General features: G+C 44.8%; 16 protein-coding genes. 1 reads left to right on the top strand and 15 read right to left on the bottom strand.

Annotated features, from left to right (window positions below; genetic code table 11):
- Nucleotides 1-160: 160 nt before the first annotated feature.
- Both BUB85_RS03900 and glf read right to left on the bottom strand, forming a co-directional pair.
- A complete protein-coding gene (locus BUB85_RS03900; RefSeq protein WP_073105437.1) occupies nucleotides 161-3,631 on the bottom strand; it encodes a C1 family peptidase in 3,471 nt (1,156 codons plus the stop codon).
- 27 nt (nucleotides 3,632-3,658) lie between these two features.
- Nucleotides 3,659-4,756 carry a UDP-galactopyranose mutase gene (glf, locus tag BUB85_RS03895; protein ID WP_073105434.1) on the bottom strand — a complete coding sequence of 366 codons (1,098 nt, stop codon included), beginning with the start codon at nucleotides 4,754-4,756 and terminating at the stop codon, nucleotides 3,659-3,661.
- Between the two features lie 215 nt (nucleotides 4,757-4,971).
- On the opposite strand from glf, the gene BUB85_RS03890 reads away from it, so the two are divergent.
- Nucleotides 4,972-6,897: a bifunctional metallophosphatase/5'-nucleotidase gene (locus tag BUB85_RS03890; protein ID WP_073105431.1), complete on the top strand. Its 1,926-nt coding sequence runs from the start codon at nucleotides 4,972-4,974 to the stop codon at nucleotides 6,895-6,897.
- A gap of 142 nt (nucleotides 6,898-7,039) precedes the next feature.
- Here BUB85_RS03890 and BUB85_RS03885 read toward each other — a convergent pair whose 3' ends face one another.
- From BUB85_RS03885 to BUB85_RS03825, 13 genes are all read right to left on the bottom strand, one after another.
- Nucleotides 7,040-8,131, bottom strand: a complete 1,092-nt coding sequence (locus BUB85_RS03885; protein WP_084533902.1) for a DUF3048 domain-containing protein — start codon at nucleotides 8,129-8,131, stop codon at nucleotides 7,040-7,042.
- A gap of 121 nt (nucleotides 8,132-8,252) precedes the next feature.
- The gene (locus BUB85_RS03880; protein ID WP_073105424.1) at nucleotides 8,253-9,203 is read right to left on the bottom strand and encodes a glycosyltransferase family 2 protein; all 951 of its coding nucleotides are present in this window, start codon (nucleotides 9,201-9,203) and stop codon (nucleotides 8,253-8,255) included.
- Between the two features lie 61 nt (nucleotides 9,204-9,264).
- Nucleotides 9,265-11,721, bottom strand: a complete 2,457-nt coding sequence (locus tag BUB85_RS03875) for a YfhO family protein (RefSeq protein WP_073105421.1) — start codon at nucleotides 11,719-11,721, stop codon at nucleotides 9,265-9,267.
- A gap of 1 nt (nucleotide 11,722) precedes the next feature.
- Nucleotides 11,723-13,351 carry a DUF6020 family protein gene (locus BUB85_RS03870; RefSeq protein WP_143160655.1) on the bottom strand — a complete coding sequence of 543 codons (1,629 nt, stop codon included), beginning with the start codon at nucleotides 13,349-13,351 and terminating at the stop codon, nucleotides 11,723-11,725.
- 299 nt (nucleotides 13,352-13,650) lie between these two features.
- Nucleotides 13,651-15,477 (bottom strand): hypothetical protein, encoded by a 1,827-nt coding sequence (locus tag BUB85_RS03865; protein WP_073105413.1) that lies wholly within the window; start codon nucleotides 15,475-15,477, stop codon nucleotides 13,651-13,653.
- 97 nt (nucleotides 15,478-15,574) lie between these two features.
- Complete coding sequence (locus BUB85_RS03860) at nucleotides 15,575-18,883, bottom strand: DUF4214 domain-containing protein (protein WP_073105404.1); 3,309 nt, start codon at nucleotides 18,881-18,883, stop codon at nucleotides 15,575-15,577.
- Between the two features lie 25 nt (nucleotides 18,884-18,908).
- Entirely contained in the window at nucleotides 18,909-19,544 is a 636-nt protein-coding gene (locus BUB85_RS03855) for a DUF1919 domain-containing protein (protein WP_073105401.1), read from the bottom strand.
- 63 nt (nucleotides 19,545-19,607) lie between these two features.
- The gene (locus BUB85_RS03850) at nucleotides 19,608-20,612 is read right to left on the bottom strand and encodes a glycosyltransferase (RefSeq protein WP_073105397.1); all 1,005 of its coding nucleotides are present in this window, start codon (nucleotides 20,610-20,612) and stop codon (nucleotides 19,608-19,610) included.
- Entirely contained in the window at nucleotides 20,612-21,589 is a 978-nt protein-coding gene (locus tag BUB85_RS03845; RefSeq protein WP_073105393.1) for an SDR family NAD(P)-dependent oxidoreductase, read from the bottom strand. Before BUB85_RS03845 ends, BUB85_RS03850 begins: the two co-directional genes overlap by 1 nt.
- Nucleotides 21,590-21,629: 40 nt before the next feature.
- Entirely contained in the window at nucleotides 21,630-22,805 is a 1,176-nt protein-coding gene (locus tag BUB85_RS03840) for a Coenzyme F420 hydrogenase/dehydrogenase, beta subunit C-terminal domain (RefSeq protein ID WP_084533905.1), read from the bottom strand.
- On the bottom strand, nucleotides 22,780-24,048 hold the full coding sequence (locus BUB85_RS03835) for a lipid II flippase MurJ (protein WP_073105387.1): 1,269 nt from the start codon (nucleotides 24,046-24,048) through the stop codon (nucleotides 22,780-22,782). Before BUB85_RS03835 ends, BUB85_RS03840 begins: the two co-directional genes overlap by 26 nt.
- On the bottom strand, nucleotides 24,029-25,174 hold the full coding sequence (locus tag BUB85_RS03830) for a polysaccharide pyruvyl transferase family protein (RefSeq protein WP_073105384.1): 1,146 nt from the start codon (nucleotides 25,172-25,174) through the stop codon (nucleotides 24,029-24,031). Before BUB85_RS03830 ends, BUB85_RS03835 begins: the two co-directional genes overlap by 20 nt.
- Entirely contained in the window at nucleotides 25,174-26,193 is a 1,020-nt protein-coding gene (locus BUB85_RS03825) for a glycosyltransferase (RefSeq protein ID WP_073105380.1), read from the bottom strand. The genes BUB85_RS03830 and BUB85_RS03825 overlap by 1 nt, the downstream gene beginning before the upstream one ends.
- Nucleotides 26,194-26,196 lie beyond the last annotated feature (3 nt).

Raw genomic sequence — 26,196 nt, 5'->3', positions numbered from 1 at the left:
TATGTCCCATCTCCTCCAATCACACAATCCAGAAATAAAAAAGAATTTCTATCGAAGTTATCGCCTTTGATAGAAATTCTTTAAAAATACTTATACTACATTTTTAGAAAAAAAGCAAGTGCAAGACAAGGGAGTCCGATTTGAAAACTAGAACAAACGATCACATTGCTGCCGCCACTCCGTATGTATCTGCCCAGCCGCTGTATACTTTGACATTGTTCACCGTACGGTAAGCCCTTATCCGGAAATAGCAGGTGGAACCTCGCTTCAGGCCGGTCTTCTGGTAGCTGACCGTGTTGGATTTCAACGTCACGGTTCCTCCCCAGGCTGCACGGGGAGAGGTCCTAAACTGCATCTGGTATCCACTCTCTCCGCTCACATTTTTCCAGGTTACCGCGACTTTTCCTGCACTCCCCCGGACTCCCGTAAAGGACGTCTTCGCCGGTGCCGTTCCACAGGCTGTATACGCAGAATAGACGCTCCATCCCTTCTGTGAGCCGACCGCACGGTATGCCCGGACTCTGAAGTAATAGGTTGTTCCATTTGACAGGCTCTTTACCGTTGTCGCCGTACCGCTATTTACGCGGATCGTTGACTTCTTTGTGTAGGTGTTTCCGGATTTCGTGTAAACATATACCTGGTATCCCGTCGCACCGGTAGTCTTTGTCCAGTTCAGGACTGCCTGGGCGCTGCCGCCGGCTGCAGAACTGATTGTCGGTGTTCCCGGAACGGTAACGCCGTAGGTCTCAACCCAGCTGCTGCACACATTGACGCTGTTCACCGTACGGTAAGATCTTATTCTGAAATAGCAGGTGGATCCCTGCTTCAGACCTGTTTTCCGATAGCTGACCGTGTTGGCTGCAAGTGTCACAGTACTGCTCCACCTCGCGCTGGCCGAAGTCCGGTACTGAATCTGGTATTTGGACTCTCCACTGCTGTCCTTCCAATTGACCGTCACTTGTCCGGAACCGTTCTTGACTCCGGTGATGGAGGTCTTTACCGGCGCCGTCCCACAGCTGATATAGGAGGAATAACCGCCCGTTGCTCTGTGAGAGCCGTCCGCCCTGTACGCCCTCACCCGGAAGTAACAGGTTGCCCCATAGGGAAGGCCTGTAACGGTTTTCTGCGTCACATTTCCCACGTCCGTGCTCATCCTCTGCGTGTACGTGGTTCCGGATTTCGTATAGGCGTAGACCTGATACCCCGTTGCGCCGGACACCTCATTCCATTTTATCAGTGCACTGTTTGTTGTATGTACACCTGCCGCAGACGTGATCTTCGGCGTGGACGGGCTGGTGACTCCGACCGCAGTTTCACTGACCGGACTTTGTAATCCTGTGACAGTATCTATATACCAGACTTTGATATAGTACGTTCTGCCGATTTCAAGATCTTCTATTGTATAGCTCGTCGTTCCGGCAGCAATTTCAGCAGATTTACTATACGTTCCATCCTTACGGACTGCCCATGCGACCTGATAATACGCTGCGGCATCCACATTTTTCCAGGTCACTTTGATCTGACGCGCCCCGGAGCCGATCTTTGTAATCTCCGGTGCCGAAAGCTCTATGATCGTGTAACTCCAGCTCCCCACTCTGCTGACCGTATTCGGATCTGCCGGGTCATATGACACTGCTTTTAATATCGTCGACTGCATAATCTGTATCGGTCCCGTATAGGTGGTTCCATTCGTACCGGCCGGGTCCGGATCGGTTCCATCCAGTGTATAACAAATCGAATCGTTTCTTGGCCCACAGCTCAGTTCCACCTGCTGCGCACCTGCATACTGGCCCGCTGCTAACGATACTTTCGGCGTGACCGGCCTGGACTCATTTCTTGTCATCGCCTTGATTCTGGCACATTTTAATTCCGATGCGAAATCTGTCCATTGGTTATTGTCCGGGTTATATAAATAAAAACTCTGCTCCGCTTCTACCTGTGCTGTGAATCTTACCCAGTCTGAATTGGAATATGTTCTTTCTATCCCAAAATATATTCTTTCTGTATTCGCCTTTGAAAGTGTAATCTCAACCGCATATTTTTCTCCCGGATACAGCGCAATGGGCTCTATCCCATACTCGTCAAAATTAACCGTATAGACGCCGTATTCCTGCGTCTGCCCGGTCAGTGGATTCGCCAGTGCTGCCGTTCCGCTCCTCGGATTTTGTACATCTGTAACATCCATATAAATCTGAATGCTGTAATCAATCTCATCGGTACCCGTGGAAAACTGAACCGCATTCAGAATTTCCCCTTCCCCGCCGTTCGCTTTCGCCTCAAAAACATTCGCAATGCTGCCGCCGTTCAGCACATGATCCTCAGCTGCTCCATCCGTGCCATCGTATTCATAGACATTGTCATATGCTTTGGCAGGTGATGCCGACAGGCCGGCCACGTAGCTGATCGGTGTCTCATAAGAAATGTAAAAATAACCATTTTCGCCCCATAGGTCTCCCCAGCTGTTTTTTACGATCCACGCCCCATCTGCCTGTGGCTGCTGAGTGCTGCTGAAATTCTTTTTCGAGTAGGTATCGTCCCAGCCCACAACGGTAATCGCATGATTCGCACCGGCTTCAGGACTATTGTATGCTGCCGTTTCATAATTCATATATGAATCCAGATGTTCATACGATACCACGAGTGAACCATAGTCCAGGATTCCCTGTTTTAAATCCGTCAGCGTGGATGCGCTGTCATAAATATGTGCCTCTTTCAGAACAGCTTCATCCTCATATGCGACACCGTCATCCGGTGCCGCTGAAATCGACTCATAGGGAACAAGAGACTCTCCCGCTGCTCCGAGCTGACTTGCCAGCGCATGCATGGTAAACAGAATATTGCCTCCCAGCGACAGATACGAAGCCCCGGGCCTCGTGATATCATTTGAATCTCCGATGGTATTCCCCAATGGATTGGATAGATAATGATAGAAAAAATAGACCAGATGTGCCTCCGAATAATCTACTCCAGCATCGGCGAACCCCGCTTTGATCGCGGCCGTCTCCATTGCGGATATGGCCGAAAACGCCCAGCAGGTCCCATATGGACTCTGGTTTTTGACCGAGGTCACATATCCGTCATCTGCAGCGTTATAATACGGTGCATAATCGCTGGTTTCATCGCTGTAAACGGAGAGGTTCCGGGATAAATCTATGGTCTCCCCCTCCGGAACCGTCATGTCATGCAATTCCGGCTGCATTGCCTCCTGCTCCGCTTTTTCTTCCTCTGTCATGGGCCGGCCCAGTATGTATCTCACGCCCTCATCGGAAGGAACATCTTCCAAAGCATTCTGCTCTTCTGGTGCTTCTCCCTCCGACGCGGCCTGCTCTTCCTGCACCCCCTCCGAAGTGCTCTCATCCGCAGGCTCTGTGACGCCCGCCGGATTCTGCTGACTGTTTTCTACATCTGTGGATTGCTCTCCGGCCTGCATTTTGCTGTCTTCTGCATCGGTGAGCTGTCCCCCGGCCTGCATTTTGCTGTTTTCTGCATCAGTGGATTGCTCCCCGGCCTGTATCTCACTTCGAGTCTCTGGTTCCCGACCCACCGCGATGGCCTCTGACGGACAAAGAGACAGCACAAGAAGCAGTATCAGCCCTATCGAAATTACCCTTTTCCGGTTTCTGTACTGCATTCCCGCACCTCCCTCTCAGGTTCTCAATTACAATTGTTCTGCGACTTTCAGTGCCGCTTCAATCACCTTATCCATGTCATAATACTTATAGTCGCCAAGTCTCCCTCCAAAAATCACGTTCTGCTCCTGCTCTGCCAGAGCTTTATATTTTCCAAACAATGCATCATTCTGTTCATTATTCACCGGATAATATGGTTCCATCCCGACTTTCCACTCCGAAGAATACTCTCTGGAAATGACTGTTTTCGGCTGCTTTCCGAACTCAAAATGTTTGTGCTCAATAATTCTGGTATAAGGAACTTCACGCTCCGTATAATTCACCACCGCATTGCCCTGGTAGTTCTCCTCGTCCAGAACCTCTGTCTCAAAACGCACAGACCGGTACTCCAGCGCGCCAAGCTTATAGTCAAAATATTCATCGATCATGCCGGTAAAAATGATCTTATCCGCAATATCTGGATTCTCTTTTCTGAAATCAAAGAAATCAACTCCGGTTCTGACTTCCGTCCCTTCCAGCATCTTCTCCACGACTGCAGTGTAACCGCCGATCGGGATTCCCTGGTATCTGTCGTTAAAATAGTTGTTATCATACGTAAAGCGAAATGGCAGACGTCTGATGATAAATGCCGGAAGTTCCCTGCAGTCTCGTCCCCACTGCTTCTCTGTATAGCCTTTGATCAGCTTTTCATAAACGTCACGTCCCCCCAGTGACAGCGCCTGTTCTTCCAGATTCTGCGGATCTGTGATCCCCGTCTCAGCTACCTGCTCCGCAATCTTTTCCTGCGCCTCTTTCGGCGTACGGATTCCCCACATCCGGCTGAATGTGTTCATGTTGAACGGGAGATTATACAATTCGTCCTTATAGACCGCGATCGGGGAATTGATATAATTGTTGAACTCCGCGAACTGGTTAATGTAATCCCACACTTCTTTATTCGAGGTGTGGAAAATGTGTGCCCCATATTCATGCACATTGATTCCTTCCACATTTTTACAGTAAATATTCCCTGCAATGTGGTCTCTCCGGTCAATCACCAGACAGCTCTTTCCTTTTTTCTTTGCCTCATACGCCATAACTGCTCCATACAGCCCGGCTCCTACAATCAGATAATCGTATTTTTTCATCACAGATCTCCTATACTTTTTTGACATATTTATAAGAATTATACCATTTTGTCCCATAAAAGTATACGGAAAATCCTCCTTCTCCTGCCCGTTCCCGCATGATTTTTGTGGTTCCATACATCAGCATTTGTTTCACGCTTGCCGTTTTTCATGAAATGACGTATGATTAAACTATATTATTAGCCGCTGAGCCGGCTGGAACAGGAGCACAAAATATGAAACATTTTCCAAAACGAATCTTGCAAACCGGGCTTCTCCTCGCATTGCTGTTATCCCTATTCACCTTCGCCTCCACGGCAGGTGACGCAAAGACACTGGATGTCCTGTTCACCCACGATATCCACTCCCATCTGGATACATTTTCCACCGTCGTAAATGGGAACAGTGTGCGTACAGGCGGACTGTCACGGATTCAGACCCGCATCAATGAACAGCGTGAGAAAAATCCCGATACCCTTCTGGTGGACGGCGGTGATTTTTCCATGGGAACACTGTATCAGACCGTATTCGAAGAGCAGGCTGCAGAGCTGCGCACGCTCGGTGCCATGGGGTACGATGCGGTCACGATCGGAAACCATGAGTTCGACTACCGCTCAGAGGGACTCCACAACATGATGGAGGCGGCGGTCGCAAGCGGCGATCCTCTGCCTGCCTTCGTGCTGAGCAATGTCGACTGGGATGCCTCCACCAGCGCCGGTGCCAAAAGCATCAAAGAATCCTTCGATGACTATGGTGTAAAAGATTACATCGTGGTGGAAAAGGGTGATGTGAAGCTTGCAATTATGGGAATATTCGGAAAGGATGCACTCGACTGTGCACCGACCTGTGAACTCATTTTTCAGGATCCCATCGAGGGCGCCAGGGAAACAGTCGCTGAAATCCTGAAAAAAGAAGATGTGGACATGATCGTCTGCCTCTCCCACAGTGGAACCGGAGACAGCATTCCGGAGCCGGAGGATGAGAATCTGGCAGAATCCGTGCCGGAAATCGATCTAATCATAAGCGGCCACACACACAGAAAGCTGGAAGAGCCGCTCGTTGTCGGCAGCACTTCCATCGTATCCTGCGAATGCTATGGCAGCTGCCTCGGAAGTCTCTCTATGAAGGAAGATTCTGAAGGGAACTGGGCCGTCAGCCGATACGATTTGATTCCGATCACAGAGGACACCGATCAGGATCTCGCCATTCAGAAAAAGGTCGACTCCTTCGGTTCACTGGTGGACAGCGATTATCTGGAACAGTTTGGATATACGAAGGACCAGCTTCTGGCTGAAAACTCTTACGTGTTTGATGACATTCAGTCATTGTATGACAATCATCAGGATTATACGCTTGGTAATCTGATGGCTGACGGCTTTGCTTATGGCGCGGCAGACCTCGGCGCAAACGATACCAATCCTGTGGATGTCGCGGTAATTCCGTCTGGTGTGATCCGCGAGACTTACGCGCAGGGCAAGCTCACCGTCAGTTCCGTGTTCAACTCCTTCTCTCTCGGAATCGGGCCGGACCGTGTTGTGGGCTACCCGCTTGTGAGCGCGTATCTGACCGGAAAAGAGCTGCGGACCGCGGCAGAATTCGATGCCTCCTGCTCGGATCTGATGCCCTCTGCAAGGCTGTATACATCCGGATTGTCTTTCACCTTCAACCCGAACCGGATCATCCTGAACAGGGTGACGGACGTGCACTTGACCGGCGCAGATGATGAGCGGATCGAGCTCCAGGATGATAAGCTGTACCGCGTGATATTCGACTACTATTCCGGGCAGCTCATCGGTTCCATCAAATCTCAAAGTGCCGGACTGCTCTCCATCGTACCGAAGGATGCCGACGGCAATGAGGTCACCGATTTCGACACCTGCATCGTGCGGGACAAAAACGGCAATGAAGTGAAAGCCTGGCAGGCAATCGCCGATTACATGCAGTCTTTTGAGGATGGCGAAGACGGCATCCCTGCCATTCCCGAATACTACAGTACCACCCACGAGCGCAAGGTGGTGGATGACAGCACGGATCTGGTCAGCCGGTTTAAAAATCCGAACCGTTATGTGGCGTTATTTGCCGCGGTTATTATTGTTTTGATACTGATCATTGTTCTTCTGGTTCTGCTCATTCGGAAAATTGTAAGACGGATTCGAAGATAATATCGAAGTGCTGTTGCTATCTTCGCAGGAGCCCGCAGCTCCCGCGAAGACAAAGATGTCCCCCGCTTCTAAACGAAGCGGGGGACATCTTTTGTATAGTCATCGTAAGTAATGGTCACTCTCTCAGAGCATTTCTGCCAGCTTACTGAAATACAGCCTGTCCAGGGTAATTGAATGCAATATAACTCTTTCCTCTGTTGATGGACAGCGGATTCCCATTTTCGTCCGTAAACTGCAGATAAGAGCTTTCATTTCCGGGATCCTTTCTCCAGTGAATCGTCTGGATTCCACCATTGGAAATATAGTGGCCTGTATAGGTGTCTCCGCCTTCCCAGTTAACGCTCTTGTGTCCGACGTCATCCCGCACGGAGATGTCTGTCTCCAGAACAAATACGTTCGTAAACGCCAGTTGATTGTTCGTTCTGCCATCCACCTGTGGACCGTTATCAAGCGATTTCAGGTAAACCTGGTTCGCTGCATCATATGTAAACTGGGAGGACTGTGCGCCAAAGTTGATATCCACACTGCCGCAGTCTCCACCACTCGGCTTCACCTTCTCATTCATACCGTTAAAGTTAAACGCAGTTCCCTTTTTATCTTCGGCCAGATCCGTCCGGCTGCCATTGCTGTTGACCACATTGGCAAACTGTGTCCCATCAAAAAAGGCTGTATGCTCCAATGCATACCCTGCATTCAGCCTGTCCTGATCTCTTCCGAAAAGTCCGTTTCCGTCAGTCATTCCGTCATATTGATCCAGCCCCAGCTGCTCCAGGTACTCTGCGATTGTATCATCAATCCCCCAATTGCAGTAAAATGCATCAAATCCCTGTGAAATTGCCGGAAAATAATAACGGCAGCTTCTGACCGCACACACCACCGGCATAGCCGTATAATCTGCGTACAGCGCCATAAACCTCGTCTTATCCCCCTCAACCGGGATCTCAAAAATAAGATCCGCCTGCTCTACGCCATACTGCGGCATCGCCTCCGGCACATTGTTGACCATGACAGCCACAGGACGTTTTCCGATTGCTCCGTCAGACAGATTTCCAAGCCCAGTCAGAAGATTCTGATTCGCAGGTACTTCCTCCGCAGGTTTCTCCTCTTTCTTTTCCTCTGCTTTTTCCACTTTTTTGGTGGTAGTCTCCTTCTTTGGAGCCTCCTTCTTACAGCCGGTAACTCCCAAAATCATCACTGCCGCCAGCAAAAAACACACTACTTTTTTCCTTTTCATAATATCCCTTCTTTCCCCGTATTTTCAGAAGCCCGGCAGATACTCGAATGTCGCCTGCTTCCTCGTAATCTTCCGCATCTTTACGCTCTCTCAGTCTGTGTAAAACGGACGGTAAAAATAGCTACCGAATGCGTTTCACATCGCTGCTGTTCGTCTCGCCCACGATAAAATGTGGTCTTTTCTTCACCTCCATATACGTTTTTGCAATATACTGTCCCATAATTCCAAGGCAGAACAGAATGATTCCCCCGATGAAAATAATAATGCATACCTCCGAGGCCCATCCGCTCACCGGATCTCCATATAGCAGCTTGCGCACGACAATAAATATAATCATCATAAATGAGATTACGGTGAACAGCAATCCCATCCCGGATGCGATTGCAATCGGTGCCTGCGAAAAATTGATAATCCCATCGACAGAATATTTTAACAGTTTCCAAAAATTCCATTTTGTCTCTCCGGCCGCCCGCTCCGTGTTCTCATAGGGCAGCCATTTCGTCCGGAATCCGATCCAGCCAAAGATTCCTTTTGAAAAACGGTTAGACTCTCCGATTGCAATAATTGCCTCCACCATATCCCGCTTCATCAGACGGTAATCCCGGGCTCCATCCACGATGTCCACATCTGCGATCCGGTTGATAATTTTATAGAACATTCTCGCAAAAAATGAGCGAATCGGCGGTTCCCCCTTTCGCGTCACTCTCCGCGTCGCCACACTGTCATAATCTTCCTCCTCCAGACACTTCACCATCTCAGGGAGAAGTGCCGGTGGGTCCTGCAGATCCGCATCCATCACCGCCACATAGTCTCCGGTGGCATTGCAGAAGCCGGCATACATGGCGGCCTCTTTTCCGAAATTGCGGGAGAATGATATATACACCACACGCTTATCCTCCTCCCCGAGTTTTCGCATGATAGAGAGCGTTCCGTCCTTTGATCCGTCATTGATAAACAGCAGTTCAAATGCATACTCCGGCATGCTGTCCATTACCCGCTTCATTTCCTGATAGAATATATTTAATACCTCTTCCTCATTATAGCAGGGGATTATAATTGACACTTTTTTCATCCTTACTTCTCCTTCTCTGAAACTATTATACCTGTCTGAACACTCTCTGTGAATCCCCCAATTATACTTTTTCCTGGAAATGCACAGCACATGATTTCGCATCCTTCCGGCATCCCGAAGCACGCCATGCACTGCGTTCCCTCAGCTGCAGTATCAGCAGCACGACCGCCGCCAGCAGCGCTGTGAAAAGTCCCGGAATCAGTCCCGGCAGCTTATACCGCAGCTCAATCTGGTTCTCCCCCTGTGAAACCGGAATGACCATCAGGCAGTTCTCCATTGTCTCCGGCGTTATCTTCTCATCGTTTACTTTGATCTCCCATCCGGCATCATATGGAATATTTAACAGCAGCTTTCCTTCCTCCGCTGATTCGTATGTTCCCGAAACCACACCATCCTCAAACTGCGTAGTTTCCATGCTCTCCTGATTCAAAGTGTCGGATACTGATGCGAGAACATCCAGATCCAGAGTGTATATCTGCACATCCTCCACCCTACTGAGCGCAGAGTCCGATCTGAGCTGAATCTGATGTTCCTTCCCGTCCGCCTCGCAGACTGGAAAGACCTTGTAAGCCATCCATGAAGTATAATTTCCCCGATCCTCACCATCCACAAACAGATGTACATCTTCTTTATCGGTCTCAGTTGTTATATATGCATATACGATACCACGATTTTCCGGTGCTGTAAAACTATATTCCACCATATTCTCCTGCTCTGTCTTCGAATATGCAGCCGCTCCATACAGCGGTGTCTCCTCCCCCAGAATGTTGGTAAACAATTGATTCTGATATAGAAACGGATTGGTTTCTTTGACCGGTTCTGTCACAGAAGCCTCTGCTTTTACTCCCAGTCCCAGACTATAAGGATTCTCATACACTGTTCTTGTCCCATCCCCGATCTCCGTCTTCTCATATCCCGGACATTCGCTCTCCGACACCATATATTTCACACCCAGCAGGGCATCTGAGGAAAGAATCGGATAGTCAAACACGGACATCATATCATAGTCTGAATATCCCAGCTTTGAAATAAACACATTCGTATTATAATCAAATGTTGAACAATAGTGATTGATGCTGCTGTAGCCATAAGCCATACTCTCGTTCAGCACAGTATTCAGGTTATTTCCTGTACCACAGCGTGAGTCCGTCGTGTCTACACGATAAAATGCTGCATCCTCCCGCTCCTTTATCTCGTCAGTCAGCTTCTCCTCCGCTGCCGTATAGGTCTTATATTCATTGATATCCACGCCATACAATCTCTGGTAGATGTACGACAGATTGAATAAAGTCTCACAGAGCACCCATGTGACACAGACTGCGCTGACTATGCGTGCAGCAGCTTTTTTCTTTTCAGCCGCCCGCCCATACTTTTCCATCAGACTCTCGGTCTGCACCGCTGCCAGATACAAAAGTAAAAACAGCACCACAAACCCATACCGATACAGGTAACTGTACACAAATCGCAAACCGCTCCAGATACAGTTCAGTGGTCCGAACAGCACGGAAAATAACATAAATCCAAGGAATAAAAAGGTATATCCCCGTTCTCTCTTTGAGATTCTCCGATTCAGGAAAAACGCAATACCGAGCAGCAGCATCAGTATTCCCGGTGCCACTGCAACCTCTCCATTCTTTCCCCACTCAAACACGAAAAATCCGCGAAGGAACTGCCCCTGTGTGCAGGTGAACTCCGGATGGAATATCTCCATGGAAAAGGAACCTTTTCCATTTGTAAGCTGCATGATATTTGGAAGAAAAAGCGGCATCGTCAGCCCGACACCGAGCAGCATCCTCCCGGCGAAGCCCAGAGTGCTCTTGATATAGGCATTAAGATTTCCCCTCCACCGCCAGTCGAAGGACCGCAGTTTTTCATAGAGAAAGTACAGGCACGCAAACAGGCAGACCATGTATCCGCTGTACCAGTTAAACAAAATGCTCGCGGCCACCGTTCCAACCAAAAGTCCGTGGCGTCTCTGTGTCACATAACGATAGACTCCGAGCAGCACAAGCGGGAGCATATACACTCCATCAATCCACATCAGATTGCTGATCTGGAGCAGGTTATACTCCATAAACGCATACGAAACTGCAAATATCCATATCTGCCACGGCAGAAGTTTTTGAAAGCGCTGTTTCAGATAAATTCCCATCGTGAGACCGCACATCGCCATCTTCAGGCCGCTGGCCAGCACAACAAAGCTCTGCAGATTTTCTTTCGAGAAGAGCAGAATGAAAAGATTAAAGGGACTCATCAGATAAAAAGACCACAGGGAGATCATGTTGCCACCCAGCGATTTTGTAAAGGAATACAGGATTCCCACATTTCCACTCAGAGCTTCTTTAAAATATGCAAAATAGTCGATATACTGAAGCTGCATATCCCAGAGTAGCATCGAACGGTCACCAAACGGGAAAAAGCCGCCATGCCATAATCCGGTCAGGAATATGGCACCACAGCTTATCATAATCACTACATAGAAGCCTATCTGGTTTAAATAATCTCTTTTACTCTTCATCTTAGTCCTCTGTTTCTCTCCCGTTCTTCATCTTTTGCTGCCTGCCGGAGACCCGCACTCCATCCTGCGTCCTGTCTTCACACGCTTTCTTTTGCAGAGGGATGTTTTTTGAAACCGCCGCACCGGAGGCACGGCAGCACATGCACAGTACAACCGGCATGCTGATCATCATCGGGTACGCATACCGCATCAGCACGACCGGAGACAAAATCAGCGTCATCCACAGGCCCACCAGGATACTGAGTGGAACTGCCATTCGATAATACTTCCGATATACACACAGTGCAATGGCAAATACTATCACCCAGAAACTGAAACCCGGATTAAATAACATCGAAATGACCGGAACATACTGAGCAATTGTCTGGTAGGCAAATGTACTGTAAAACTTCGATAATGCGGGAAGATAGGACGTCCGCTCAACAAAAACATACTCGTCCGGATCATATTCCCCGACGTCGGCCGTCGCCTTATCAAAATTATTGTATTCCATATATGGATGCCATGCACCGGGATCGCGGTAAATCATATCCGGATACCAATACCCCAGGTTCAGAGATGCAAATGCATCCAAATAGGTTCTGGGGCATTTCAGACCCACGTCAACCCATAAGCGGATAAATTCCAGTTTATTTTTATCGAACAACTCCTCGTTAAACGTATTTTTTACAGAATCAGAAATTCTCGCCTGATAACAATCCCATGTCGGGAGGTACTCTTCTATCTCCTGGATCTCGTCCTTGCTCAGATTTTTCTGTTCGTCACGCATCGCCCGTGCAAGCTGCTGTATCGGAACACTCAGCGCCTCCGCAGTGCGGCCTTTTTCCACGCCCAGCATATTGTACACCGGTCCCGTGTAAAGATTCCACAGACATATACACGCCACAGAGATAAGAAGTGCTCTCTTCCAGTACTTTCTGCATATAAAAACAAATATGGGCAGCATACACAGCAAAGCGTAATAACCGTTATTGCGAAATGCACACATAAGGAATATCAGCCCCACAAAATAGATCTGACGCCATTTGCTGCCGAAAAAGGACTCCATATTCTCCACAACCTTATAGCATTCTATCACTAATATTGCAAAAAGCCCTGCAAACAATGCGTCTTTTGTCGCACTAAATGACATTAATACATTGTGTGGGAGCAATGCACCGCAGATAAATACGGTTACCGCCACCACATTTGGCAGCTTCTTGCACACAAATTTTCCAATATACGCAAACGCAAATGACATTGCCGCCATCTGGATCAGAGAATACAGCAGCATTCCCAGCTCGTATGAGCCCAGGTACCGTTCCCCTATTGTAATGCAGGCACCCAGAAAATACGTGTGCAGTATGGGGTGATGACTGCTCATCAGTCCCCTCTGGAACCAACGGACCTGATAGATTGCATCGTAACCGTAAATCCCCGGAAATGTGGCTAACAGTCCTGGAATCCAACAGAGAAATGTGAATCCCCACAGCATAATAAAACTTTTTCTGCTGCCTGTTGTAAAACGCCTGCACTTTTCCTCTATCCAGCTTTGTTTCATCCGTTCTGTGCCATAGCCCCACCAATATATGAGATTTGCTATCCCTGCGGCCAACACCGGTGTCAGTTCCACAATGGCAATATAAGTCATAACATGCTTCCATTCCCCATTGTCGTATAAATACATTTTTGTTCCAATTATCAACATGGCAGAAAACAGAAATCCTGTTACGAGAGAGCAGGCTGCAAGCCTCCTGTCAAGGATCCGAAGGGTCCTTTTAAACAGAAAAAAAAGTCCGGGAAATACGAAAAGTGCAAGTATACTATTACTCAGTGCAAGGCTGGCCGAATCAGATTTGATAACATGCGCCAACCCTTCTGTTCCTGTAAAAGCAAAAAAGATTAATATTCCCTGTAGACATCCTGTTTTATGAGTATCATAAAATTTTTTCACTGTAATTCAACTCCCTGTTCTTCCAACTGTTTCTGTAATTTATCACCTTTTACAAAAACCACTTCATTGTCGTCCAGAATCACATACTTATATCCCCGTTCTTCCCATTCCGGATATTGACCATATGAATTATTCGAAAAAACAACCGCCTCCTCTACCGAATCCTCCGGAATATCAGTCTGCACCTGATAGCGGCTCAGCAAAAGCTGGTATTCATAAAAAGTCTGATGATTCAGCATCTTCCTTACATCTTCTATATATATCTTATCCGGGAAATCGACTTTCTCTTCCAGTTCATACACAAACTCACTTCCTGCATTGCCAAAAGAATATCCCTCATTCATCCCTTTCAAATCCCATGTGATTCCAAGAAAGATATATGAATACATCAGAATCGCACTGAGAATGATCAGCCACACATGCTCTAGTCTTTTTTTAAGCAGAAACCATAATAAGAATGCCATAGCAAACAACATGACAGATGCCGGAAGCAGCATTCTCACACGAGCTTCTTCTCCCAGAAGGTAAAATGAAAACGGTGCGTAAAATTCAAAACCGACGGTCTGACCCGTGTGACTCAGAAACGGGACAATAAACAGAAGCCATATCCCACCCACTGTCATCACCGCTGCGATTCCCGCTTTTATATACCCCAGGACCATATCACGCTTTAGATACAGATAAGCACAGCACATCAGAAGCAACGGACCATAAAATGGTGCAGAGTATCGCACATACGTTATTCCTTTAATCCCATAGGCACTATTATAGTATCCTTCCTGAAGCGCAGATGATACGTTAGACAGCCAGGTTATGGATACTCCCAAAATAATAATGGCGATTCCCGCCAGTGAAAAAACAACGACCGGCATGATTCTCTGTTCCACCGGGCTGCTCACAATCTGTTTTTTTCTCAGAATCCCAAGCCACAGCCGATGCACAAATATAACCAGAAAGATAATTCCCAATCCTCCTGTCATTACTCCGATCGTATGAATCTGTCCGATCAGAATACTCCCCAGTGCCTGCCAGTTATCAACATCCAGAAGTCTTGCGACTCCACCGTCTGCCACAAGTGTTGTATTGCGCAGTGTCTCTCCGCCCCCTGCCAGCCACAGCCTGTTCTGGGACATCTCTATAAAGGCTTTCGCCGCAATATAACCTGCTCCCCCGGTGATAAATGCTGTTGGCAGCGACACAATACACACATGGTAAATCCATGCATACAGAAGTACTGTAATCCCAAATGCAAGCCACAGACTAATTGCACGTGTATGCAGTGTCAGGGAATATGCAAGTACAAGACTGATCAATGCCGTGTAAAAACAGCGTTCTTTTTTATTATTCTGTTTTCGAAGTAATTTTGTCATCAGCCAGACAACCAGCCAGACACACAAAATCAAACCATGCTCATTAAAAATCAAAATTCCACGGTTTGCAACAAGATAAGCACTTGCAACAGAGGCTGGTACCAGATATTTTTTATCCTTAATTTCTAAAAAATCTTCTAAAATCGAATACGCCATCAAAGCCGTCACACTCTGTGCCAGAGTACAGGCAAAGCCAATCAGCCTATACAGAATAACCGGATTGTCTGTACACCAAAAGAACGGCGCCATAAGCGCCGTAAATCCGGTTCCATAATACCCTGCCTGCGATACTACCGCTGACCAGTCCAGATTTGTCAGCAGAGTGGCTCCTGATATTGTCGCCACCTCGTCCGACAGGACACTGACTGGATAAGCAAATAGACATAATGAAGCTTTGGGAATCAATACTATTAAAAATGCCAGCCATTTATATATATTTATTTTTTTCTTCATAGCCCGTATCCCCATTCTGCCTGAATTATTGCCAACACCACTGCCATAGATGCCTTCGCCCCAACACTGAGGCTTTGCATTTAGAAGTCAGAGGCAATTATAATCTGTCTTTCAATTCATATGAAACAATTCTCTCCTGAAATTCTTCTGTCTCCATCAGTTTTTTCACACATTCATCTATCACATCCGTCACGTTTTCCCCCTGAGAGATTCTATTCACATAGTCTCTGCTTTCGTCATCCTCGGGAACCCGGTTCAGCAGCCCCTGATATAATTTTACGACCTGATCTTCCGGAGATGTATTTCCATGCAAAAATTCCTCTGACTGCAGCAGGAGAAGCAAGAAGTCATTTATCTTGTCTGGATCATTTCCGATTTCTTTTCCCCAATAGCACAGTTCACTGTTCAAGGCTTGTCTTGTAAGTATTCTCGCATAGCTGGTTTTTATGAATGCCATTGCATTCTTTGTGTTTGGATAGTAGGAAATATATTCTTTCCCTACGCCGATTGGTCTGCTTGTGTAGGAGTATATCTTTATCCCCAGCACACTGCCTCCCACAGAAGCATACTCAAATGTATAGTCCTGCGTGGCATCCGCATCAATTGGCAAGGTCTCAATCTCTTCTCCATCCCTATTCAGCGAAATATAGCCCTGATCTGCTTCCGCTTCAGGCAGCACGCTCACCACATACACACCGTCAGACAGCGACATATCATAATTATAAGAAAAGGCTCCGTTATCCTGCTGAGCAAAATACCGTAATTCAATCTTATTGCCATCTGACATGGGTTCAATACCACTGTTTTCTACAACGGGAAGCATCTGCTCACTGTTTTTCACCAGCATCGTATATGATTTTGTCTTGTTTATAATCATATATTCCGGCAGCAACTCAAAGATTTTCTCATAATCATTGTCAATAATCACATACTGTACATCTGAATTTTTCCGGTCTGAAAACTCTGAGTAAGTAGTTCCGCTCATTGTCATTCCATCTAACAGCCCATTTATATAGTCGTATTTCACGCTGTCAATCACATGCTTGTTATCTGCTGATACATAGACGATATCATTTTTCAGCCCCAATTGATTATAGGTTCCCGCAATTACAGATGCCTGCGCCTGATCCTCCGAAATAAAATCATATTTATCCGATACATACTGATACTCGATCCCTGTCATTTTTAAAACTGTGCCTTCGTTTACGTACACGCAGATATCCATCCCGCTCACATTGTTACATGATACAGAACCTTCGAAATGATATTTTCCGTCTGCATCGAAATCGGACTGCGTGATCGGTATTGTTTTTATCACGCCGGATGTCTCATCCTGTCTCATCGAAAATTCTCCGACTTCATTCTTCGCTTTTTTTATCAATTCCAGATCAAACGATACCTTGTATTCTCCTCGCTGCAGATCAATATTCGTTTCATAACTCAGGTATCCTGCCGCACCACTTGATTCAAGCACATCTTCCTTGTAATTCTCATCGTAATATACAGACCCTGTCTGCGTAGAAATATCTGCTGCCCATATTTTGCTGGTGTAGGCAGTAAAACTCTCCAATGGGATACCTGCATCAATAAACTTCTGCTGCAGTTTTGCTCCCTTTACATAAACGTATTCGTTATCATCGAGCTGTGCGACCATGTAGTCCTTACTAAGGTCTACCTCTTCTTCATCCCTGATATTATTCGACAGCAATACTGCTTCATCATCTTCCGTCGACGGAAGAGTATAGGAAATTTCTTTATCCAGCATCTCAAACTGAATTGCATATACTGCAAACCCATTATCTTTATAATATAGTTTCTTAAACGCATCATCTAATTCCGGATTATCATAAACCTTTTCCAAAAATCCATTCATAAGATCATAATATGCATTTGCATCCTGCACTGAATTTGTAATATTCAGATAGCTATATTCATATACTAACAGCAGAAGCATTACCAGGGAAATCAACCATACTTTTCTTTTTTTCAAAAATACATAGTACGCGCAGAGCAAACACAGGACAATCACTGTGCACACGAAAAAATGACGTTGCGTCAGATACTCTCCAGGCATTCGAAGACTCAATGCTGAAAAGTATTGTGATTTGTCCAATTGTAACGTTGGCCCTGTAATCACGGTCGGCACAATATACAAAAAGATATAAATCGTACATAAAACAAAAGCTGCGACTACTATCAGCCAGTATTTCTTAAACAGATTGCTTTTTTCTTTCAGTACACACATGGCAACCATAAATGCCGGAGAAATATAATAAAAGAAATAACGCAGATAAAAATATGATTTTGCTCCCGATCCTGCCTGAACCGAAATAATCGCACCGTTAAGGCTGAGAAAACCATGCATCAAAATTGTCGCCACAATGCATGCCAGACAAATCAACATAACAATGGAATACTGTCTCACATTATCATTTGTCTGTACATCAGCTTTCTTCTTATGCCATAACAGATACTTGAAATTTTTCACTCCCAGAAATACACCCACACAGAAAATCAGGATAAATATCCCACCAGTGTATATGGTCGCACTGAAAAACTGACCAAGGCATATATTGAGAAAACCCTTTATTCCATCATTGCTGAACAGCAGCTTGATGCTGTCGAACCCGCTCAAAAGCGTAGACTCTGAATTTTTCAGTTCGCCACTTGAGACTACACTCCAGATTTTCTTTACAATGATGCTGTTATACTGTTTGCTCGCGAACCACATCACTGCTGTCGTCACGCCAAATGGTATGACGCTGATTATCCACTTGCGGTATACAATATAATATACAGCAACCGTCAGCACGACTGCAATGATCAGTGTAATGGCTCTTGTATGGATCGTTAATGAATATCCCATCAAAAGAGCGATCAGGACAGAATATATGATTCGTTTTTTCTGGTCCTCGGTGTGATACATCGCGATGAGCATGTACAGCACGATCCACAGGATCAGAGTGAGCGGATGCTCATTAATTGCCACACTCGTCCTTGCTACTGAGAGAAAGGAAACCGTGATGGACACAATGACCGCATACGCACCATTCGTAATTTTAAAATACTGCGTCATCATTCTATAGCAGAGAATGGATGGAATGCATGCAATCACAACAACAATTGCCAATAAGACCTGATGAAGGACATAAGAATTTTTTATCAATAAAAACAGCGGGAAAAAGAGGGAAAAAAATCCAGTTCCATAGTATTCCGTACTGGCCATCAGACTTGACCAATCATATCCTCCCAATCTGGACGCAACAGAAAATGCTGCCAATTCCGTTGGAATGGATGTAATCGTACGAAGCAGCGGATTAAATATCTCGTGCATGCAGAAGCATACTATAAATATAAATATCTGATTTTTCTTATTTTGATCCAGTTTTTTTAAACGTTTTAACATTCTCTATCTCCTGTAGGGCGCAGATTCACTTCTTGTTTAGCCACGTAATATAATCAAATTGTTTTGCATACTGATACATGCGCTTTCCCGTTGCTCCAACCACGTTCGTAATGACTCCGACACATCCTTTATCGTGCCATTTCGTAACCTGACGGCATGAAGCAAATTCGGGATACTCCTTTAACGTAAAACACACCTTATTCTTAAAAGGCAGATTTTCAAATTCCTGCAGTGTACTGTATGGACAGCACCAGCGATCTGTCATCATGACATAGACATTATCCCAGTTGATTCTTTTTTTTCTGTCATCCCATTTTTCACGTGCCTCATCTATCGTTTTGAAATGTTTGAAAAAGATGATAATATCATCAAGCTTTCCGACCGGATAGGGAAGAGTGCTCTCACATTCCACGATGTCTGCTGACAAATAGTAATCAAGATTTTTCAGCATTTTCACAAAGTCAAACGGGCGAATATACAGGTTCACAGTTGGGGACAGGAATCTCAGTCCCATATCATGGGATATGACTCCCCCGATGCAATTGTTGCATAAAATCGTAAAATCAGTATTTTGCAATCTTTTTTTTTCGGCAGCATTCCGCCATTTTTTTCTATTCATTTTTCCGATTGTTGCAATTACTCCACGATATATAGCTTTCATACTTTTCACTCTTCTGTCCCCATTAATTCAAAATAAAACTTTTTTATACCCGCATCCTTAAGGTTATGCAATTTCAATACCGAATAATCTATTTAGAATCTCGTATACTTTAAAGAAAAATGCCGGGCAGATTGCCATCATTACAGCTCCGCCTCTCTCTTTTATTCCATAGAACGGTCTTGTCAGAAAAGCCAGCAGATTTCTTCGGATTCCATTTCTTCCAAGCTTTTCCAGCTTCTTATCCTTGTTGTTGGCATAATACAGATTGACAAGGAGACGCATATAGGTGCAGACACAGCGTCCCTGATAAGCCCGCGTCACTCTTTTGCTGTCGTTTCTGATAATCTCGCCGGCCCGTTTGTGTGCCGTCAGAGTAATGAGGCTTTTTTTATTGAATACACCTGTCGAACGAGCTTTCCGGCACACGGAATCTTCATTATAGCAATAATAGTATATCGGTGTCGGATCATATGATATCTTCGTACAGCACTTCATATACTGACATGCCCAGACCAGATCCTGCGTCATTCTCAGTTCCAGATCAAAGTACACATTGTTCTCCCGGATGATATCCAGCCGAAAGATCTTATTCCAGGAATATGCTCCAAAGCTATTCTCGCAGAACAAATATTCCATAGCCTCATCATATTCAAAAATGGATTTTTTTCCTGCTGTATTTCTTGAAACCACTCCATTCCCTTTGTCCTTGAAGTACCCGCATACAGCCACATCTGCCTGCGTCGCCACAATGTTCGTATGCAATATTTTCAGATAATCACAGCTAATGTAATCATCTGAATCGATAAAGGTCAGGAATTTTCCATTTGCCTTTTTAATTCCTTCGTTTCGCGCTGAAGATAAGCCTCCATTCTCTTTATGAATTACAGAGACCTTTTCCTGCTGCTGTGCATATTCATCGCATATCTGCGGACTTCCATCTGTAGAGCCGTCATCCACCAGAATTACCTCGAAATTCTGATATGTCTGTTTCAGAATAGAATCCACACATCTGCGAAGATATTTTTCTGTATTATATACCGCTACTGCTACTGTAATTAAGTCCTGCATTATTTGAATGTCTCCTTTTTATACCAATCCACAAAGTTTGAAATTCCCTCTTCAAAAGATGTTTCCGGTTTGTATCCAAGCACTCGCGTGGACTCTGTTATATCCGCACAGGTTCTCTCCACATCTCCCGGCTGCATGGGAAGATATTCGATCTTAGCTTTGCTGCCGATTTTGTTTTCGATAGTTTTTACCATCCGGAGCAGATTGATCGGCTCATCACCCCCGATATTAAACACACCAAAGCGGTGTTCCCCGGTATTTATCCATTCTGCTGCTTTTTTGATTCCCTGAACAATATCCATTACATAAGTGTAATCCCTTGATGTCGACCCGTCACCGTAAAGCGTGATCGGCTCATCGTTTAAAATATTTCTTGTAAATTTGTTAATTGCCAGGTCCGGACGCTGCCTTGGGCCAAAAACTGTAAAAAGTCTGAGGCAGACAATATTCATATCATGGAGATGATAATACGTATGGCAAAGTAATTCACCAGCTTTTTTGGTTGCCGCATACGGGGAGATTGGAGCATCTACTTTGTCTGTAGTTTTAAAAGGCACACTTGGATTATTTCCATAAATAGAAGAGCTTGAAATAAAAACAACCTTGGAGACCTCCTGCTTTTGACACTGTTCCAGAAGATTTCTTGTTCCCATGATATTGACATCCCAGTAAAGCTGTTCATTCTCAATGGACGGACGCACACCTGCCATCGCGGCAAGATGAACAACGACATCCACTTTACTATTAAATACCGGACTTAAATCATCGGCATTGCGAATATCGCCTTCAAAGAACTCATACTTTGCACCAGCCTTTTTTGCTGTGTCTTTTACGCATTCAAGATTGTTCTTTTTTATAGCCACGTCATAATAATCACAAAAATTATCAATCGTAACTACATCATGTCCTTCTTTTAATAAACTCTCACTAAGATGTGAACCGATAAATCCAGCTCCTCCTGTTATAAAATACCTCATTTTTTTCCTCCCTGATCCAATACACTTCATCAAACTCCGTTTATTTTTTTCGAAGCAGTACCAGAATACTGTCCTTCAGATACTTCAGCGGCTTTTTGTATGCTGCCGGTTCTAAATGCTTCTTTTGTGCATATTCATAGCCCTTTGTCATGTAATCTCTCATAAAAGCTTCTCTGCCAGCCATGCTATAGCTTCTTGGCTTTAGATTTTTTTTACAGCTGATCACATCATCCAGCGAGACCTCATTGCACTTCATATATTTCTCAGAACTTTTCAGTAATTTTTTTCCTCTTTCAGTGTAGACAATGATCATGGATACGCCGTCATAATCATCATATCTTTTATCAACTTCGCGAATCTCCCAAAAATCAGCCAAAACTATATCTGAAGTTCTTTCCACGGTCCGCATCTGGCAGTCGTAGCAGGATCTTCTCAATATCTTATTTTTAAAGAACCCATATAAAAATGGATTATTATAGCTATTTGTATCCAGATTCTTTCCATTATCCAATTGAATGTGAATTGTATTCCTCCGCCAGCTCAGGCGCTTGGTATGAAAATCATACTTTTTCACCCTGGCTTTGGTTTTCTTTTCCACATGCCTTATGTGTTCCGCAAACACGGCCTGTGACGGCACTCCGTGGCAGATAAACTCACCCGTATACAGGTTCGTCGCATCACCAAAGTACAGCTTCACGCTCCGCGCCTGACACGGTGTCCCCACAAACAGAACCGGTACCCCCGTCTCGAGTGCTTCTTTGATCTGCCGATAAATTCCTGTCATATTGCTCTGCAGATACTTTGCCCGCAGCAGCGGCTTCAGTTCTTCAAGCGTTGCCGCCCTCGAATGATACACATGAAAATCACTGTCCATTCCTGCTGCGAAAACAACTCCGTTCTGCTCCAGAACCACTTTTGCCAATGCCGCAAATGCGCCGCCCGAACTGCTTTTTCCGCACACCTCTTTTTGTAAATGTTTCGCTGCATACGCCGCCTGCGGTTCAGTCCGCTCCACCTTTTTATCGGTGACAATAGGACAGGATCTTTCACACATATGGCATTCCACACATTTTTGTGTGTCCCGGCTCGGAAACAAAAACCCCTCATTATCATATTTCATCTCTATACAATTTTTCGGACAGGAATCTGCACATGCTGCACATCCTGTACATTTCGCTTTCGACGCCAGACTAATCAATGTTTTTTTCCTTTCCATGCCTGTTTAAAATCGTTTTCACATCTGCTACGGTCGGAATGAACAAACGGAAAAATGAAACTCTCGCAACTTTTGAATAGATAATCAGAAAAACCAGGCCGCAAATTGAATAGCTGATAATAGACGCTATCGCCGCACCGCTAATCCCCATTTGGGGAATCATCAGTGCATTTGCAATGATATTGATCGTAGTACTGATAAATAAAACAACAAAACCAATGGACTTTTTCCCCTGTGCAACAAACAGTGTATTAATAATCTTAAACCAGGCCATCGCAGGGATTCCGCAAAACAGTAATACCGTCACTGAATAGGACTGAACGAAAGATTTTCCGTATAAAATATAAATCGCCGGTTTTCCCAGCACAATCAGCCCTGCAATCACAATAACAAGTATCAGATTAGAGATCCGCAGTGCCGCTGACACCTGATCATAGTTGTTATCCTTTGCTGTTTTTGAGAACAATACTTCCTTGAAAATATCCGGAATCAGCCATGCGATCTCCGCAATAGAAACTCCCGCAGCATAATAGCTCAGTTGAACGGCATCTATATTGCTGGCTTGTTTCAGCATCAGTACGTCGACACGATAATTCAGTGTCACCAGTAAGAAAGAAAACATCGGCAATATTCCAAACTTGATTTTCTCGAATATTTTTTTCAGGCTCACACTGAAAGGGTTGATTTTCACATGCATCTGTCGTGTGTAAAATACAGTGTAAAACAGCTTTGTTGAAATCAAAACAGCCGCACCGCCCACAACCGAAGCCGGTGCACAAATCAAAAGAACCGCGCTGAGAATAAAATTGATAACTGCTCCCTGCAGCAAAATCCGGTTTCTTTCTTTTATGTTGTCAATTAAAAGAAGCATGTTCATCTGTTGGCTGATCGTATCCACGATCGTCATCACTGCGATCAGAATCACTGTTTTTTCAGGAAAAAGGATAATCAACACAACGGCGATCACACAGTAGACCAAAGCCTGCAATATAAACATATTCACATACTGTTCGTTTATATTTTCTTCGCCTTTTCTTCTATAAAATGCAATTGACTGATAGATTCCCAGTCCTGCAACGATAGCAATGATGCTCGACACGCTCGTCACCCAGGTGTATTCGCCTTTGTACTGTGTACCGAGATACCTTGTTAAAATCGCTGTCGCAATAAATGTAATTATACAATAAAACATCTTCGTGTACAGCGTATTAAAATAGTCATTCTTAAATAGTGCTTTCTTCATCAATAACTTCCTTAACCTTTTTCATGCTGTCATCCAGCACATCATATGCTATTCTCAGATTATCCGTGAAATCATAAGATTGTTCTCCCGACAAAACACTTTTTGTCCAGGTCGCAATCTCCTCCAGCTTAGTCTCATCGTATTTCAGATAAGAGCGGAATAACTCAGGAAGTTCCAGGCGTGTCAGCAGATCCTTCACCTTGCTCTCCCTATGTAAGTACTTTTCAAACGTGTCAAATCCCAACACCGGTGTCTGATTTTTCAGGCTGAAAATAACTCCATGAAAGAAATTGGTAAAGACAATATCAAATTCCTGAAACACACACGTAAACTGCTCCGGTGAAATCGGTAAAAAAGTTGTGTTCTTAACCAACGTAAATATAGAATAACACTCTATGTCCTCTGTATCCAACCGCTTGAGAAGTTCTTCCGGGAAATCATTGTGAGGTCTTGTAAAAACAAAAGCTATTTTCTTTTTTCTGCTCTTTGTCAGTTTTTCCGGCAATGCAGTCTTCTCAAAATCTGTGTATAAAGTCGGATCAAAGATCAAGTCCGGCGTGCTGTCCTTTGCGATTGACTCAACCAGCCTTTTCGTCAGCTTGTCGCGAACCCCGATGTATCCATAATTCTCAAAGGTTTTTTTCAGCCATTTTCGCTCTGCATCTGTAAATGTATGGTTTCCGTTCGCTGACGGTGTAAACGCGATACACTTTGCCTGTATTTTTTCAGGCAGAAAGTAAATGCTGGGCGGTGCAATCTCTTTTGTTCTTGAACTCCAGATTTCGTCGCTGCCACATACCACCGCATCATAATTCCGTGAATTGACAAAGTCTGTCATCTTATCAGTTGATGACGTGATCAGATGCTTTGTTGCCGGAAGGTATCTTTTGGTAAACCTGATCATTTTCACCGCCACAATATATTTGTACACCCATTCCTTCAATGACGCACTGTGGCCCACGATACGGCCCAGACAATACTTATAGTACCTTTTCGGATAGTCGACGTCAATCATCTCCACCTCATACCCTGCGTCTTTAAAGACCTTGTACATTGCATACCCCTGTATACGGGCACCATAATTATTAGATCGCAAATACGTCACGATGCCGATTTTTTTTTTCATTATACGTTTTCTCCATTATTTCTCATACAGTATATCTTCCGGATGCAGTCTGAAAGTGCCTGCGCATCCCCGCGTGGAACATAGAAATTTTCCTTTGCATCTTCCTCAAACAATTCTCTGTTTGCAGCAGAATCACCCAATATCACTGGCTTTTTCATAGCTTTATAAATATAAGTCTTTCCTGCGATTGTGCGATTTGCCTTCCCGATCGTTCCGCTAAAGTGGCCTGCCAGGCATAAATCCGCTTCCATGATCTTTTTTGCCAGTTCCTGCTGTGGCAGCCAATCTATAAATTCTGTGTTTTTCATCTTCCTCTTTACTTCATCATATTTCTTTTCAAGAGGGCCGATAATAACAAACTTGATTTCATCCTCATCCTGCAGCTTATGTGCTGCCTTTAAGATCACATCGACCCCCTGCAGCGGCAGAATGCTTCCAAAATAGAGGACATTGAACTTTCCTGTATTACTTTTTTTCTCCGCACACGCTGCACTGCTGTAAATGGAAGTGTCTGCCTCCAGATAATAAACATTAAATTTACTCTGGTCCTCACCAAATTCATCCACAAAGTAGTCCCTGTGTGCTCTGGTATCACATACGATATGATCCGCCTTTTTCAGAACATATTTATCCATAGAATGTAATATTCCTGCGATGACTGATCCGGCCTTCACCTTTTTCCGGTCATCTACAAAGGTATCGTACATCGAAATGAAGAAGTCAATAATGACCGGTTTTTTCATAAACGCATAAAATGGGAGCAATAACTGAGGCGCAAAACCAATAAAAATAACATCATATCTCTTTTTTATTAATGTCCTCAGTAAATGCCAATAAACATACAGCACTCTTTTTACATAAGAGCTGCTGCCGCTTGCAATCACCTCACAGTGCTCAGCCTCTCCGGTCAGGAGATTGATTTCCTGCGTATTTCTTATATAATCCTTATTTTTTGTGGATACAAAGACTACTTTTTTTCCTTTTATGCACTTTATTATGTTTTCTATATTATTATTCAACTA

Origin of the sequence: Hespellia stercorisuis DSM 15480 (genome assembly GCF_900142165.1) — a bacterium.
GTDB lineage: Bacteria > Bacillota > Clostridia > Lachnospirales > Lachnospiraceae > Hespellia > Hespellia stercorisuis.
The sequence above is the reverse complement of the archived record's forward strand: the minus strand, read 5'-3'. Positions and strand labels throughout refer to the sequence as shown.